Origin of the sequence: Rhodococcus sp. ZPP (assembly GCF_017656075.1) — a bacterium.
GTDB classification, from domain to species: domain Bacteria; phylum Actinomycetota; class Actinomycetes; order Mycobacteriales; family Mycobacteriaceae; genus Rhodococcus_F; species Rhodococcus_F oxybenzonivorans.
In genome coordinates, this window is record NZ_CP058638.1 from 3,457,072 (window position 1) to 3,470,707 (window position 13,636).

Genomic DNA, 13,636 nt, shown 5'->3' on the forward strand with positions numbered 1-13,636 from the left:
TGCCATTCTCAGCCGTTTCCGGCGCACCCCTGAAGGAGGATCACGCATGAGCAAGAAGAAGAACGGTGCCGATCGCACCGCTGTCTCCGGTGTACAGAAGATGACACCGTCGGAGGCGTTCGTCGAGACCATGGTCGCGAACGGTGTGACGGACATGTTCGGCATCATGGGTTCGGCCTTCATGGATGCGATGGACATCTTCGCGCCCGCCGGAATCCGGCTCGTCCCGGTGGTGCATGAGCAGGGTGCGGGACACATGGCGGATGGATACGCCCGGGTCAGCGGGCGGCACGGCATGGTGATCGGCCAGAACGGGCCGGGAATCAGCAACTGTGTCACGGCGATCGCTGCCGCATTCTGGGCACATAGCCCCGTCGTCATCGTCACCCCCGAGGCCGGCACCATGGGCACGGGCCTGGGCGGCTTCCAGGAAGCTAACCAGCTGCCGATGTTCCAGGAGTTCACCAAGTACCAGGGCCACGTCAACAACCCGAAGCGCATGGCCGAATTTACCGGCCGCTGCTTCGACCGCGCGATGTCCGAGATGGGTCCGACGCAACTCAACATTCCGCGCGACTTCTTTTACGGTGAGATCGAGACCGAGATCCCGCAGCCCACCCGGCTCGACCGCGGTCCCGGCGGCGAAAAGAGCCTGAACGAGGCTGCAGAACTGCTCGCCCAGGCTGAATTCCCGGTGATCGTGTCCGGTGGCGGCGTGGTGATGGCGGACGGCGTCGAGGAGTGCAAGGCACTCGCCGAGCGTCTCGGCGCCCCCGTCGTCAACAGCTACCTGCACAACGACTCGTTCCCCGCCAGCCACCCGCTGTGGACCGGACCGCTGGGCTACCAGGGTTCCAAGGCCGCGATGAAGCTGATCAGCCAGGCCGACGTGGTGCTCGCCCTCGGCACCCGTCTCGGCCCCTTCGGCACGCTCCCGCAGCACGGCATGGACTACTGGCCCAAGAACGCGAAGATCATCCAGATCGATGCGGACCACAAGATGCTCGGCCTGGTCAAGAAGGTGTCGGTCGGAATCTGCGGCGACGCGAAAGCTGCCGCCGTCGCACTCACCGAACGCCTCGAGGGTAAGGCCCTCGCGTGCGACGCCAATCGGGCGGCACGCAGCGAGAAGATCGACGTCGAGAAAGCCGCGTGGGAGAAGGAACTCGACGAGTGGACGCATGAGCGCGATCCGTTCAGCCTCGACATGATCGCCGAACAGGAAGGCGAGGAGGGCAATTGGCTGCACCCCCGCCAGGTGCTGCGTGAGCTGGAGAAGGCGATGCCGGAAGACGTGATGGTCTCCACCGACATCGGCAACATCAACTCCGTCGCCAACAGCTACCTCCGGTTCGAGAAGCCGCGCAGCTTCCTGGCTCCGATGAGCTTCGGTAACTGCGGATACGCGTTGCCCACCATCATCGGCGCGAAGGCGGCGGCACCGGAACGGCCCGCCATCGCATACGCGGGTGACGGCGCCTGGGGGATGAGCCTGGGCGAGGTCATGACCGCGGTCCGGCACGACATCCCGGTCACCGCCGTCGTCTTCCACAACCGGCAGTGGGGTGCGGAGAAGAAGAACCAGGTCGACTTCTACAACCGCCGCTTCGTCGCCGGTGAGCTCGAGAGCGAATCTTTCGCCGGAATCGCACAGGCGATGGGTGCCGAAGGCATCGTCGTCGACAAGCTCGAAGAGGTCGGTCCCGCACTGCAGCGCGCGGTCGCCGCACAGATGAACGAGGGCAAGACGACGGTCATCGAGATCATGTGCACCCGCGAACTCGGCGACCCCTTCCGCCGCGACGCGCTGTCGAAGCCGGTTCGCCTGCTCGACAAGTACAAGGACTACGTGTAGTCCGCTTTTGCCACCACGTAGCCCCCGGCCCGACGTCGGGGGCTACGTCCCGTGCTTTTCTGGTACCGACGATCGGGTGCCGTCTGGATCTGTCGCTTCGCCGCCGCGACCCCCACACTTGCGACGGAGACAACGGCGAATGGAAGCGGTGCTACAGGGTATGGCGGCAACGGTGTGGGATCTGTCGCTGCCCGCCCTCATCCTTGCGCTCGGCATCGTGGTGGCCGGCGGCGTCGTCCGCGGTTTCGGCGGCTTCGGTGGTGCGATGGTGTGGGTGGCGGGACTCGTCGTCCTGCTCCCGCCGACGTCGGTGATCCCCACCGTGTTCGTCCTCGAGGTCGTCGCGAGCGCCGCGATGCTTCCTCAGGTGTGGCGGCAGGTGCACTGGAAGTCGTTGCGCTGGTTGTTCGCCGGCACCCTGATCGGCATGCCGCTCGGGATGTGGGCGCTCACGCAGCTGTCCGGTGACCTGGTGCGGGTGCTGCTGGGTGTGGCTATCATCGGCTCCGCCGTCGCGATGGCCGCCGTCCCCGACCGCCAGTCACTGCCCGGCCCCGGTGCGACCACTGTAACGGGAGTGGCCTCCGGCCTCCTCAACGGCGGCTTCGCCCTCGGTGGTCCACCCGCCGTCCTGATGTACTTCTCCGCGTCCTCCCACGTCGCCGCCGGGCGTGCCTCGCTCGTCGTGTTCTTCCTCGTCATCGACGCGTTCGGCGCCGCCGGGTCGGCTGCCGGTGGTCTCCTCACGGTTCCCGTCCTGGCGCAGATCGCCTTGTTCACGCCGCTATGCATGTTCGGCGCCGCCGCGGGAAAATGGTTGTTCGACCGCACCACCGCCCAGCAGGTCCGCCAGCGGGTGCTGTGGCTACTCGGCTTCCTCGGCGCCGCCGTCCTCGTGCAGGTGGCGTTGCGCTGAGGCGATTTTCGCCGCCGCAGTTACCGGGAGTGGCGGAAACTCGCCTGGCACGCCTGGCCGAGGAGCGCGATACCTTCTTCGATTGATCGCAGGGGAATCGCTCCGTAGCCGATTCGAAAGTTGTTGCGCGGCGGCACGGGCTGTGTGTAGAAGATGTCACCCCGTTCGATGAGAACCCCGCGGGCTTCCGCCTCGCGCACCAGGACCCGGCAATCGAGGTTCTCGGGCCCGGTCATCCACAGGCTGACGCCACCGGGCGGATACGACTCCTGCGGCCAGGGAAGGTACTTGTCGACGGCTTCGCAGAGGCGTTCCCATTTGTGCTTCATCTGGCTGCGGTGGTGTCGTAGTGCGCGGTGGTACTCACCGCTGTCGATCAGCATGGCCAGGGCGCGCTGCTGATGGCCGGGTGGGTGGCGCAGCACGTACCGGCGGGCATTGCGCAGTTCGCGGACCAGGTCGGCGGGTCCGACGAGGTAACCGAGGCGCAGTCCGGGTGCCAGGAACTTCGAGAAGGTGCCGAGATACACTGCGTCGCCGCTGGAGTCGAGCGCCTTGAGTGCCGGGCTGGGGCTGCCGTGGTAGCGGAATTCGCTGTCGTAGTCGTCCTCGACGATGACGGTGCCGGATTCTGCGGCGAGTTGTAGCAGGTGCTGGCGCCGGTCGATTCCGAGAGTCGCGTTGGTCGGATGATGGTGACTGGGCGTCAGGTACATCAGATCGGTGCCGCGCAGAGTTTCCGGTGGGCGCAGGCCCCGCTCGTCGACGTCGATGCCGTACACCTGGGCGCCGGTGCGCAGGAAGATGTGCCGGGCATCGAGATAGCCCGGGTTCTCGATGGCCACGCGGTGTTCCGGACCGAGCAGTACCCGCCCGACGAGGTCCAGGCCTTGCTGTGATCCGACGGTGATGAGTACTTCGTCCGCACCCGCCTCGATTCCGCGGGACGGCAGCAGGTGCTGGCGGATCATGTCGATGAGCATCGGGTCGTCCGCTCCGACGCTGTCCTGAAGACTCGCGTAGGCGTGCGGTTGATACAGCGCGTCACGCAGGCAGCGCACCCAGGCGCGGGCGGGGAAGCTCCGGATGTCGATCTGGCCGGCCAGGAAGGGGTAGGGATAGCTGTGCCAGTCGAGATTCTTCTCTATGTGCGGAACGTCGACGTCGGCGTAACGCCTTATCCGGGTGGACCAGTCGATGCGTGGGATGGTCGCGCGCGCGTCGGATGCCAGGGTCTCGATCATGTCGGGATTCACGAACATGCCCGACCGCTGATGGCTCTGGACCAGACCCTCCGCGATCAGCTCCTGATAGGCCAGATTGATCGTGTTTCGCGAAATCGCCAGGTCGACGGCAAGCTCGCGGGAGCTCGGAAGCCGGTGACGTGGATCGAAGAGCCCGTTGGCGATGCCGTGCTCGATCGCCCGCCGAACCTGGCGGTAGAGCGGCTCGGTGGAAGTGCGGTCGACCTCGATCAGTGTTCTCGGCACGCATCGCCTCCTGTACAACAATGGCGGGCTGACGACGAGGCCGGCCCGGCACGCCGAGAAGTTCTCGGGTGAGCACTCCTCAGTATGCCGGGCCGGCGAGTGGAATCAGACGAGGTCGAGCGCTTCTTCCACGTCGATCGACTCGATTCCGAGTGCGACGCCGACGGCATCGTTGGTGAGCCGCCCCGCGACCGTGCTGACGCCCGCGCGGAGAGCGGCGTTCTCCCGCGCGGCGCGGGCGAGTCCCTTCTCGGCGATCTGCAACGTGTAGGGCAGGGTGACGTTGGTCAGCGCATGCGTGGAGGTGTGCGGCACCGCTCCGGGCATGTTCGCCACGCAGTAGAACACCGAGTCGTGGACCCGGAACGTGGGGTCTGCGTGGGTGGTGGGACGCGAATCTTCGAAGCACCCGCCCTGGTCGATGGCGATGTCGACGAGAACGCTGCCTGGTTTCATCCGGGAGACCAGCGAGTTCGAGATGATCTTCGGGGCCTTCGCACCGGGGACGAGCACGGCGCCGATGACGAGGTCGGCCTGCATGACCTCCTGCTCGATGGAGTACGCGTTGGCGGCGAGGGTGCGGATCCGGCCCTGGTACATCCGATCGGCGGCGCGGAGCTTGTCGACGTTCTTGTCGAACAGGACGACGTCGGCCCAGGTGCCGGCGGCGACCGCGACGGCGTTCATACCCGACACGCCGGCGCCGATGACGACGACGCGGGCCGGCAGCACCCCGGACACCCCGCCGATGAGTACGCCTCGGCCACCCTCGGGCCGCATGAGTGCCTGTGCACCGACGAGTGGCGCGAGCCGGCCGGCGACCTCGCTCATCGGGAACAGCAGGGGCAGTGACCCGTCGGGAAGTTGAACGGTCTCGTACGCAACGGAATTGGTTCCCGCAGAGAGCAGGGCGCGGGTGCACTCCTCGCCCGCAGCGAGGTGCAGATAGGTGAACAGTGTGAGGTCCGAACGCATCCGGTGGTATTCCTCCGCGATGGGCTCTTTGACCTTGAGGACCAGTTCGGCGCTCTGCCAGACGGCGTCGGCCGTGTCGAGGATCTTTGCCCCCGCGGCGCCATAGGCGTCGTCTCCGATCGACGATCCTTCTCCCGCACCACGTTCCACGAACACGTCGTGTCCGTGAGTGACGAGTTCGTGCACTCCGGCCGGAGTGGCCGCTACCCGGTACTCGTGGTTCTTGACTTCCTTGGGGATACCGATCCTCATCTGAGACCTCCGTTGGCTGGGCTGATCACTGCTCCGTCCACAAGTCGTGGTGCCGGGGCGATAACGAAGTCTGGATCACTCTGGCATGGGACCAGAAGGACCAGTTTTGCGTCGGCTATCGGGACCAGTCTGGACCCATCGAATACCGCTCTTCTGGCCCTGACCTGCGGTCCGCGCCGTCCGTATGGTGTGGATCACAGCCATTCGACAACGAAGGAGATGGTCGTGGACGTCACCGAATTGCGAGCACGGGCCCGCCGGCACCTCGGACCTCATTTCACCCGCAAGGACACCTGGGACAGCGACTTCCCGGTGTTCGTTCGTGGCGAGGGCAGCTATCTGATCGACACTGAGGGGGACCGTTTCCTCGACGGTCTGGCAGGCCTGTTCTGCGTGAACATCGGTCACGGCCGTGACGACATCGCCAAGGCGGCGAGCGAGCAGATCGGGACGCTGGCGTATGCCTCCAACTGGGGCAGCGCCCACATTCCCGCGATCGAGGCGTCCGCGCTCATCGCCGACCTGGCGCCCGGTGATCTCGGGACGACCTTCTTCGTCAACTCGGGTTCGGAGGCCGTGGAGACGGCCGTCAAGTTCGCCCGGCAGTACCACCGCAGCCAGGGCAACCCGCAGCGCACCAAGATCATCAGCCGCGAGATGGCGTACCACGGAACCACTCTCGGCGCCCTCTCGGTGACACAGCTGCCCAAGATCAAAGATCCGTTCGGACCGCTGCTGCCCGGGGTTCGCTCCGTGCCCAACACCCTCGGTTACCTCGGTGACTGCGGCCCGGCGAACGAGCTCGACTGCATCGCCGCGATCGAAGCCGTCATCGAGGAAGAGGGCGCCGAGACCATCGCGGCCGTGTTCGCCGAGCCGGTTCAGAACGGGCGCGGCGCCCTCGTCCCGCCGTACGGGTACTGGCCCGCGCTGCGCGCGCTGTGCGACAAACACGGGATCCTGCTCGTCTCGGACGAGGTGATCTGCTCGTTCGGCCGCCTCGGACACTGGTTCGGGCACGGGCTCACCGGTGTGGTGCCCGACATGATCACGTTCGCGAAGGGCTCCACCTCCGGATACGCCCCGCTCGGCGGCCTGATCGTCCGCGAGCAGCTGGTCCGCGAGCTGTACGACTCGCCCAAGGGCGGCGTATTCACCCACGGCGCGACGTGGGGTGGACACCCGGTGTCGACGGCGGTGGCGGTCGCCAACATCACCGCGATGCGCGACGAGAACGTGCTGGGCAACGTCACCGCGCGTGGGCCGAAGTTGCGGTCGGCACTCGACTCGCTGATGAACGCGCACCGCTGCGTCAAGGACGTGCGCGGCACCGGCTTCTTCTACGCGATCGAACTGATGGCCGACAGCGACAGCGGCCGCGAGTTCACCGAGCAGGAGTCGCTGACGGTGTTGCGCAAGGTGCTGCCGGAGGCGTTCGCCCGCACCAAGGTCATTCTCCGCGGCGACGACCGTGGTGCCACGATGCTGATGATTTCGCCACCGCTCGTCGCCGACGACGAGGTGCTCTCGGAGCTGCTCCACGGAATCGACAGCATGCTCACCGACGTCGAGAAGGCAATTCAGCCGTAGGGAACGATCCGTTTCCCGAGTTCCAGCGGGTGGCGGTCGTCGAGTTCGACGACCGCCGCCCCTATTCGTAGTGATGGGAGAGCGAGGCCATGGCCCTGAGCGTCACCACTGTACCGCTCATTGACGCTGCACGACTACAGGATTCGTCGCTGATCGACCACTGGATCACCACCCTGAGAGGGGCGAATCGCGTCGTCGGTCTCGCGGACGGAGAAGACGAACGCGCAATCCGTGCGGCCCACCATCTGCACCACAAATGCGTCGTCTCCCCCCGGCTGTTCGGGCGGCGGGACGTCATCCGGCGTATCGCCGAGGGTGCGCGTATCCCCCTGCCCGAGGAACTCGTCGTCGACCTCGCCGAGGCGGCCGCCGACTCCGCGATCCGCGACGCCGTCGAATCGGGATTCGCCAAATACCCTGATCGGATCGAGCCGGCGCTGTCCGACCCGGTGTGCCTCGCCGCGGCGGCCTTACGCGCGGGAATGGTCGATGCCTGCGTCGCGGGTGCGAGCAGGCCGACGTCCGACGTGCTGCGAGCCGGATTGCGCATCGTCGGTCTCGCACCGGGCTCGAGCATCCTGTCGAGTTCGTTCCTGATGCTGCTACCGGACGGCAGACAGCTCACGTTCTCCGACTGCGCCGTCGTGCCCGACCCCACCGTCGACGAACTGGTGGATATAGCCCTGGCCGCAAGCGCCACCCACTTCCAGCTCACCGAGCAGCCGCCCGTCGCGGCAATGCTCTCGTTCAGCACCCAGGGCAGTGCCAGCCACCCGCGGGTGGAGAAGGTCCGCGAGGCGGTGCAGCGGGTGCGGTTGCGCGACCCGGACCTGCACGTCGACGGAGATCTTCAGTTCGATGCCGCCCTCGTCGCCGAAATCGCGGCGTCGAAGGCTCCGGATTCGAGGGTCGCCGGCCGCGCGAATGTACTGGTCTTTCCGAATCTCGACGCCGGGAACATCGGATACAAGATCGCGCAGCGGCTCGGTGGCGCAACAGCGCTGGGACCGATTCTGCAGGGACTGTCGGCGCCGTGGAACGATCTTTCCCGCGGATGCAGCAGCAGCGACATCGAGTTGATGTCTCTGGTGAGTGCGATCCAATCGCTGGCCACCTGATCGACCTCGTCACCGAGGCCTCCGAACGAAGGGATTCACCATGGCGATGCTGATACTGGGTGCCCTCTGTATCGGTATTGCCTCGGTCATCGGTGGCGCCACCGGATTCGGAACGGCCCTCATCGCTACCCCGGTCATGTTGATGGCCGGATTCGACGTCGCCGAGGTGGTGTTCGTGAATCTCGTCGCGGGACTGGTCACCCGCCTCAGTGCGGCATACCAGCTACGGACCCAGATCAATTGGGGCAGAGTTGCGTTGCTGGGAGCCGGCAGCCTGCCAGGCGCCTGGTTGGGTGCCGTCACGCTGAGCATGCTGCCGGAGCAATTCTTGAAACCGGCTGCAGGAGCGTTGGTCATGATGTGCGGAGTCGCCATGGCTCTTCCAGTGCGGACGGAGACACCACGGACGCCGTCGACCCCGGCGCTGGCGCTCACCGGTGCCGTCGGCGGATACCTCGGAACAACCACATCTCTCAACGGACCACCCCCCGTGCTGCTGCTCATGCGGGCGCGGCTGCCGCCACTGTCCTTCATCGCTGATCTTGCGGGCTACTTCATCGTCGCCAATGTCATTGCGTTAGCAATTCTCTGGTTTCGCGACGAGGTAACGGAGTCGATGATCTGGCCACGCCTTCCGGTATTCGTGCTCGCGGCCCTGATGGGCAACCTGATCGGACTGGCGATTGCCCGGCGATTGTCGCCGGGCGTGTTCCGCTCTGCCGTCATCGTGCTGGTCATCGCCGCAGGCGCGGTGACCCTCACCGTCGGATAGGCACGCGAGCTCAGCGATCGATACCGACTCGGCGGACCAGACGCACCAGTTCCCCTGCGGGACCCTCGAGTTGACGAGGTCCGCGCCACGCCGCGCGCAGCACACGGTCGAGGTCGAGACCCTCCACGTCGATCACCTTCAGCTCGCCGGCCTCCACCTGCTCCGCCACTGCGAGTGTGCTCATCACCGCGGGGCCGACCCCGGCCAGCACACTGGTGCGAATAGCGGCGGCGCTCCCGAGTTCGAGGAGCGGTGCCGCCCTGTCGTATTCCTGCAACGCCACATCGAGCGTGGTGCGAGTACCCGAGCCCGGTTCACGGGCAAGTAGGGGCGTCATGGCCAACTCGGCTACGGACAGTGCTTTACGCCTGCGCGCCCACGGGTGGGTGGGGTGAACGACGACCACCAACCGGTCACGCGCCACCGTGAGGCTTTTCAGGGGTCTCGGCACCGAGGGGGATTCGACGAACCCGACGTCACACGTCCGGCCGGCTACCCGGTCGAACACCTGCGTCGAGTTATGCACCTGCAGATGGATGGTGACATCCGGGTACAGGCTGCGGAACTGGCCCAGCCAGGCCGGCATCAAGTGCTCTGCCACCGTCATGCTGGCTGCGACCGTCAGTTCGGCGGTGCGTTCGGCGCGCAATCCGTCCGCCACATCGAGCAGTCGCCGGGTATCGGAGAGAACCCGGCGAGCCCAGTGCGCGATCACCGTGCCTTGAGGTGTCAGCGTGGAGCCAGTCGGACTGCGCTGCAGCAGTGTCATGCCGAACTGCCGCTCGAGTTGTTTCACGGCGCGGCTCGCGTTCGGCTGGGCCATTCCAGCGAGTCTACTGGCGGCGCCGAGACTTCCATGGTCGTCGACGCCGACGAGTAACTCGAGCACGGCGAAGTCGGGCCATTTGCGGGACATGCATTCAGTATATGACCTGCGCGCAAGACATATCTCTTTGATATGTGCCCATGCCGAACTGACGGCTACCGCAGATGTCGATTCTGATCGACCGTAGACGTATGAGTAGTCAGCTGAGGGAATCGAAGTCCGAGGAACAGCGCGCCCCGAGCCCCGCCGCGCTGCCGCGACTGCACAACGCCACGGCCACCCTCCTGCCGGGTCTGGCGCTGTGCGCCGTCGCGACCGCCATCGCCATGGGTGTCGGCCGGTTCCTTCCGACGGTGAGCCCGCTGCTCATCGCCATCGTTCTCGGCGCCGTTCTGTCGAACGTCGTGCATCTGCCCGAACGCCTGCGGCCGGGACTGCAGTTCTCCGCCAAGAAATTGTTGCGGGTGGGTATCGCGCTCCTCGGACTCCAGTTGATGCTGAGCGACATCCTCGGACTGGGCTGGGGCGTCATCGTCGTGGTCGTCTCGATCGTCTGTCTCGGCATCGTGGGAACGATGTTCGCGGGCAAGGTACTCGGCCTCAGCTGGACCCAGCGTCTGCTCATCGCCTGCGGATTCTCGATCTGCGGTGCGGCCGCCGTGGCAGCGGTCGACGGAGTCGTCGACGCCGACGAGGAAGAGGTGATCACCGCGGTCGCGCTCGTCGTCATCTTCGGCACGCTCATGATCCCCGCGATTCCGCTGCTGTCGCGGGCGCTGGGACTCTCCGACACCGACGCCGGCCTGTGGGCGGGCGGCTCCATCCACGAGGTTGCGCAGGTCGTCGCCGCGGGCGGCGCGATCGGCGGTGCTGCCCTCGGCGTCGCCGCGGTGGTCAAACTCGCGCGAGTCCTCATGCTCGCACCGGTCATGGCCGTCCTCAGCGTGCGCCAGCGCAAGCTCGCCGGCACCGACGCCGACGTGAAGCGGCCCCCGCTCGTCCCGCTCTTCGTGCTCGCGTTCCTCGCCTGCGTCGGCCTGCGGTCTTCCGGCGTGCTGCCCTCCGCCCTGCTCGCAGAAGCCAAGATCGTGCAGACCGCCCTGCTCACCGCCGCGATGTTCGCCCTCGGCGCCGGCGTCCAGATCGCTACGATCAAGAAGGTCGGTGCGCGGCCCTTCGTGCTCGCGGGCATCTCCACCGTCTGGGTGGCCTCTATCGCGCTGGTCGGTGTTCTTCTGGTGGGGTGACTACCGCGGCATCAGTGCTGAACGGGTCCGGTACCGAGGAGATCCGCGTACTCGTCGGGAAGCTGGACCACCACATCGTCGAACTCACCGCCCGTCACAGACGCACAACGCCCCCTGAGCGGTCCGGATGACCTTGTCGAAGAGTCGCTCGATCAGCTCGAGACCAGGATAGAACCGCGATCCCCCGACGTCGACCTCGACCTCGATGAGAGAAATGTCATGGAGTCGTTCGAGCTGCCGGGCGCCGACCTGTCCAGTGAAGAGCTCATGATCAAGGTGGTACCGAAGCGAAGTGACGAGTTCACCTGCACCAGTTGCTTCCTCGTCCACCACCGTAGCCGGTCGGCCGAGCGCCCCGAGAGTCGGATGATCTGCCGCGACTGCGCCGACTGATCGATCTACCCGACCGCAGTGGACCTGGAACAGCGGTCTCGGCCGGGCGTGCGCGCTGGTGACCTTTTGCCCTGGCCAGTGGGGATGAAAGGTCGTTATGATCGGATTCTGCCGTCCCCGAGAAGATGAGGGCGGCGCCGCGGAAAGCCCAGCTCACCGTGGGTGCGGTCGGCGGTCACCGTCGGCGCGGCGTTCGAGCCCCCGGAACATTCCCGGCTTCGACGTTTCGTTTCACCGCGCCGACGCCAACGCCTGTAGGCAGGGGGCGAGACGCAGGCAGGACGCGAGGAGGACGAGCGCGATGACCATCGCACCGCACATCACCACCGATCACGACGAGATTCGCCGGTGGGTTCAGGCGCATCACGGGGCTCCTGCGCGGGACAGTGCGGGCCAGTTGCGGATCGACTTCCTCGGGACCGTCACCGGGTTCGAGCGCCTGTCCTGGGACGAGTGGTTCACCGCGTTCGAGGAGCAGGCTCTGGCCCTGTGCTACCCGGAGCCGCATATCCGCGGCGGCACCAGCGCCTGGTTCGAATTGGTGCCCCGCGACGGGGCTGTACTCGGCGCGATCGAATGAGCGCCGCGATCCGGCCGTACCGCTGTGGATGAGGAGGTGCGGTGACAAGAGCAGTGTCCGGGTCGGGCGGTGGTTATTCTCGAATGATGGCAATCCCGGATTTCACAATCGGCGCTACCGCTGCGATGGCCGGCCTCGAGAGCACCTTCGCCGACGAGCTGGACACCCTGACGGTGCCATGGCAGGGCGCACAGGCGCCCGACCCGAAGTTGCTCGTGCTCAACGAGCAGCTCGGCGCGTCGTTGCGGTTGGATATAGAGGCGCTGCGAAGCGAGGGCGGGGTCGCAGTCCTGTCCGGGTCGACGGCGCCGGCTGGGGCCAAGCCGGTGGCGATGGCGTATGCCGGCCATCAGTTCGGTGGCTACGTACCCCTCCTGGGGGATGGTCGGGCGTTACTGCTCGGTGAAGTGAAGAATGGTGACGGCCGACGAGTGGATGTGCATCTCAAGGGTTCGGGGCGCACACCGTTCTCGCGGGGCGGCGACGGTTTCGCTGTTGTGGGCCCGATGCTGCGTGAGTACCTGGTCAGCGAGGCGATGTACGCCCTCGGTGTCCCCACTACGCGTGCGCTGTCGGTGGTGGCGACCGGTCGGCACGTTCTTCGAGACGGCGCCGAGCCCGGTGCCGTGCTAGCCCGGGTGGCCGCCAGTCACCTGCGCGTCGGCACCTTCGAATTCGCGGTGCGGCGGGGTGAGGTGTTGCAGCCCCTCGCCGACTACGCGATCGCCCGCCACTACCCGGAGCTGACCGAACTGCCGGAGACGGGTCACGGCAATCGCTACCTGGCGTTCTTCGAGGCGGTGGTCGAGGCTCAGGCGTCACTGGTGGCGCAGTGGATGCTCACCGGGTTCGTGCACGGGGTGATGAACACCGACAACACGACCATTTCAGGGGAGACCATCGACTACGGTCCGTGCGCTTTCCTCGACGCATTCGATCCGGCTTCAGTGTTCAGTTCGATCGACCACGGAGGCCGCTATGCGTTCGGCAACCAGCCCGCCGTCCTGAAGTGGAACCTGGCGCGCTTCGCGGAAACCCTGCTGACGCTGATCGATTCGACGGTGGATGACGCGATTACCGCGGTCTCGGCGGTCCTCGACACTTTCGACGAGCGGTACGACCGCCACTACTCGGCGGGTATGGCGGCAAAGCTCGGTGTCGCCGGCACGCCCATCGATCGTGCGTTGATCGACGACCTGTTGACGCTGATGGAGGAACACGGTGCCGACTGGACGGGCACCTTCCGTGCACTCGCGGACGAGCTGCGCGGGAACTCGACGCCTCTCGGCGAGCAAGTACCGCGCGAGCACATCGGGTCATGGTTGGAACGCTGGCGCGGCGTCCTGACCGCACACGGGCTCGGGGCAGCGGACACCGCAGCTGCAATGGACAGCGTCAACCCGCTGTACATTCCGCGCAACCATCAGGTCGATGCTGCTTTGCGCGCCGCGACCGGCGGTGATCTCGCTCCGTTCGAGAAGCTGCTCGAGGTCGTCACGCATCCGTTCGACCACCGCGACGAGTGGTCCGACTACACCACGCCCGCACCGCGTGCATTCAGCGATACCTTCCAAACCTTCTGCGGCACCTGACCTACGGAACCACGGCCACGCCGAGCGGTT

At 66.2% G+C, this 13,636-nt stretch carries 11 protein-coding genes and 1 pseudogene; 9 read left to right on the forward strand and 3 right to left on the reverse strand.

Annotated elements, in window-relative coordinates:
- The first annotated feature begins 46 nt into the window (after nucleotides 1–46).
- On the forward strand, nucleotides 47–1,855 hold the full coding sequence (xsc, locus tag HYG77_RS16410) for a sulfoacetaldehyde acetyltransferase (protein ID WP_208959905.1): 1,809 nt from the start codon (nucleotides 47–49) through the stop codon (nucleotides 1,853–1,855).
- 139 nt (nucleotides 1,856–1,994) lie between these two features.
- Complete coding sequence (locus HYG77_RS16415) at nucleotides 1,995–2,771, forward strand: sulfite exporter TauE/SafE family protein (RefSeq protein WP_244372888.1); 777 nt, start codon at nucleotides 1,995–1,997, stop codon at nucleotides 2,769–2,771.
- Nucleotides 2,772–2,791: 20 nt separating this feature from the next.
- On the opposite strand, the gene HYG77_RS16420 is transcribed toward HYG77_RS16415, so the two are convergent.
- Together HYG77_RS16420 and ald are read right to left on the reverse strand one after the other, a co-directional pair.
- A complete protein-coding gene (locus HYG77_RS16420; RefSeq protein WP_208959906.1) occupies nucleotides 2,792–4,261 on the reverse strand; it encodes a PLP-dependent aminotransferase family protein in 1,470 nt (489 codons plus the stop codon).
- A 105-nt stretch (nucleotides 4,262–4,366) separates the two neighbouring features.
- Complete coding sequence (gene ald, locus HYG77_RS16425; RefSeq protein ID WP_208959907.1) at nucleotides 4,367–5,488, reverse strand: alanine dehydrogenase; 1,122 nt, start codon at nucleotides 5,486–5,488, stop codon at nucleotides 4,367–4,369.
- Between the two features lie 219 nt (nucleotides 5,489–5,707).
- Between ald and HYG77_RS16430 the strand changes: the two genes are divergently transcribed.
- The 3 genes from HYG77_RS16430 (at nucleotide 5,708) to HYG77_RS16440 (ending at nucleotide 8,968) form a co-directional block, all read left to right on the forward strand.
- Nucleotides 5,708–7,078 (forward strand): aspartate aminotransferase family protein, encoded by a 1,371-nt coding sequence (locus tag HYG77_RS16430; RefSeq protein WP_208959908.1) that lies wholly within the window; start codon nucleotides 5,708–5,710, stop codon nucleotides 7,076–7,078.
- A gap of 89 nt (nucleotides 7,079–7,167) precedes the next feature.
- Nucleotides 7,168–8,196: a phosphotransacetylase gene (locus HYG77_RS16435; RefSeq protein WP_208959909.1), complete on the forward strand. Its 1,029-nt coding sequence runs from the start codon at nucleotides 7,168–7,170 to the stop codon at nucleotides 8,194–8,196.
- A 40-nt stretch (nucleotides 8,197–8,236) separates the two neighbouring features.
- Nucleotides 8,237–8,968 (forward strand): sulfite exporter TauE/SafE family protein, encoded by a 732-nt coding sequence (locus tag HYG77_RS16440; RefSeq protein WP_208959910.1) that lies wholly within the window; start codon nucleotides 8,237–8,239, stop codon nucleotides 8,966–8,968.
- Between the two features lie 10 nt (nucleotides 8,969–8,978).
- Here HYG77_RS16440 and HYG77_RS16445 read toward each other — a convergent pair whose 3' ends face one another.
- Nucleotides 8,979–9,884, reverse strand: coding sequence for a LysR family transcriptional regulator (locus tag HYG77_RS16445; protein WP_208959911.1), 906 nt, complete (start codon nucleotides 9,882–9,884; stop codon nucleotides 8,979–8,981).
- Nucleotides 9,885–9,985: 101 nt separating this feature from the next.
- Here HYG77_RS16445 and HYG77_RS16450 point away from each other — a divergent pair, with 101 nt between their 5' ends.
- The 4 genes and pseudogenes from HYG77_RS16450 to HYG77_RS16465 all read left to right on the forward strand — a co-directional run bounded on the left by HYG77_RS16450 (nucleotide 9,986) and on the right by HYG77_RS16465 (nucleotide 13,606).
- The gene (locus HYG77_RS16450) at nucleotides 9,986–11,041 is read left to right on the forward strand and encodes a putative sulfate exporter family transporter (protein ID WP_208959912.1); all 1,056 of its coding nucleotides are present in this window, start codon (nucleotides 9,986–9,988) and stop codon (nucleotides 11,039–11,041) included.
- A gap of 111 nt (nucleotides 11,042–11,152) precedes the next feature.
- A pseudogene (locus HYG77_RS16455) lies at nucleotides 11,153–11,434 on the forward strand (DUF4193 family protein); the annotation flags it as partial.
- A gap of 301 nt (nucleotides 11,435–11,735) precedes the next feature.
- Complete coding sequence (locus tag HYG77_RS16460) at nucleotides 11,736–12,014, forward strand: hypothetical protein (protein WP_208959913.1); 279 nt, start codon at nucleotides 11,736–11,738, stop codon at nucleotides 12,012–12,014.
- Nucleotides 12,015–12,097: 83 nt separating this feature from the next.
- Nucleotides 12,098–13,606 (forward strand): protein adenylyltransferase SelO, encoded by a 1,509-nt coding sequence (locus HYG77_RS16465; protein WP_208963408.1) that lies wholly within the window; start codon nucleotides 12,098–12,100, stop codon nucleotides 13,604–13,606.
- The last annotated feature ends 30 nt before the right edge of the window (nucleotides 13,607–13,636 follow it).

Excerpts from the sequence above, each read along its gene's own strand:
- xsc (WP_208959905.1), top strand. The coding sequence starts at position 47 with ATGAGCAAGAAGAAGAACGGTGCCGATCGCACCGCTGTCTCCGGTGTA.
- HYG77_RS16430 (WP_208959908.1), top strand. The coding sequence starts at position 5,708 with ATGGTCGTGGACGTCACCGAATTGCGAGCACGGGCCCGCCGGCACCTC.
- HYG77_RS16415 (WP_244372888.1), top strand. The coding sequence starts at position 1,995 with ATGGAAGCGGTGCTACAGGGTATGGCGGCAACGGTGTGGGATCTGTCG.
- HYG77_RS16450 (WP_208959912.1), top strand. The coding sequence starts at position 9,986 with ATGAGTAGTCAGCTGAGGGAATCGAAGTCCGAGGAACAGCGCGCCCCG.
- HYG77_RS16465 (WP_208963408.1), top strand. The coding sequence starts at position 12,098 with ATGATGGCAATCCCGGATTTCACAATCGGCGCTACCGCTGCGATGGCC.
- ald (WP_208959907.1), bottom strand. The coding sequence starts at position 5,488 with ATGAGGATCGGTATCCCCAAGGAAGTCAAGAACCACGAGTACCGGGTA.
- HYG77_RS16435 (WP_208959909.1), top strand. The coding sequence starts at position 7,168 with ATGGCCCTGAGCGTCACCACTGTACCGCTCATTGACGCTGCACGACTA.
- HYG77_RS16460 (WP_208959913.1), top strand. The coding sequence starts at position 11,736 with ATGACCATCGCACCGCACATCACCACCGATCACGACGAGATTCGCCGG.
- HYG77_RS16440 (WP_208959910.1), top strand. The coding sequence starts at position 8,237 with ATGGCGATGCTGATACTGGGTGCCCTCTGTATCGGTATTGCCTCGGTC.
- HYG77_RS16445 (WP_208959911.1), bottom strand. The coding sequence starts at position 9,884 with ATGTCCCGCAAATGGCCCGACTTCGCCGTGCTCGAGTTACTCGTCGGC.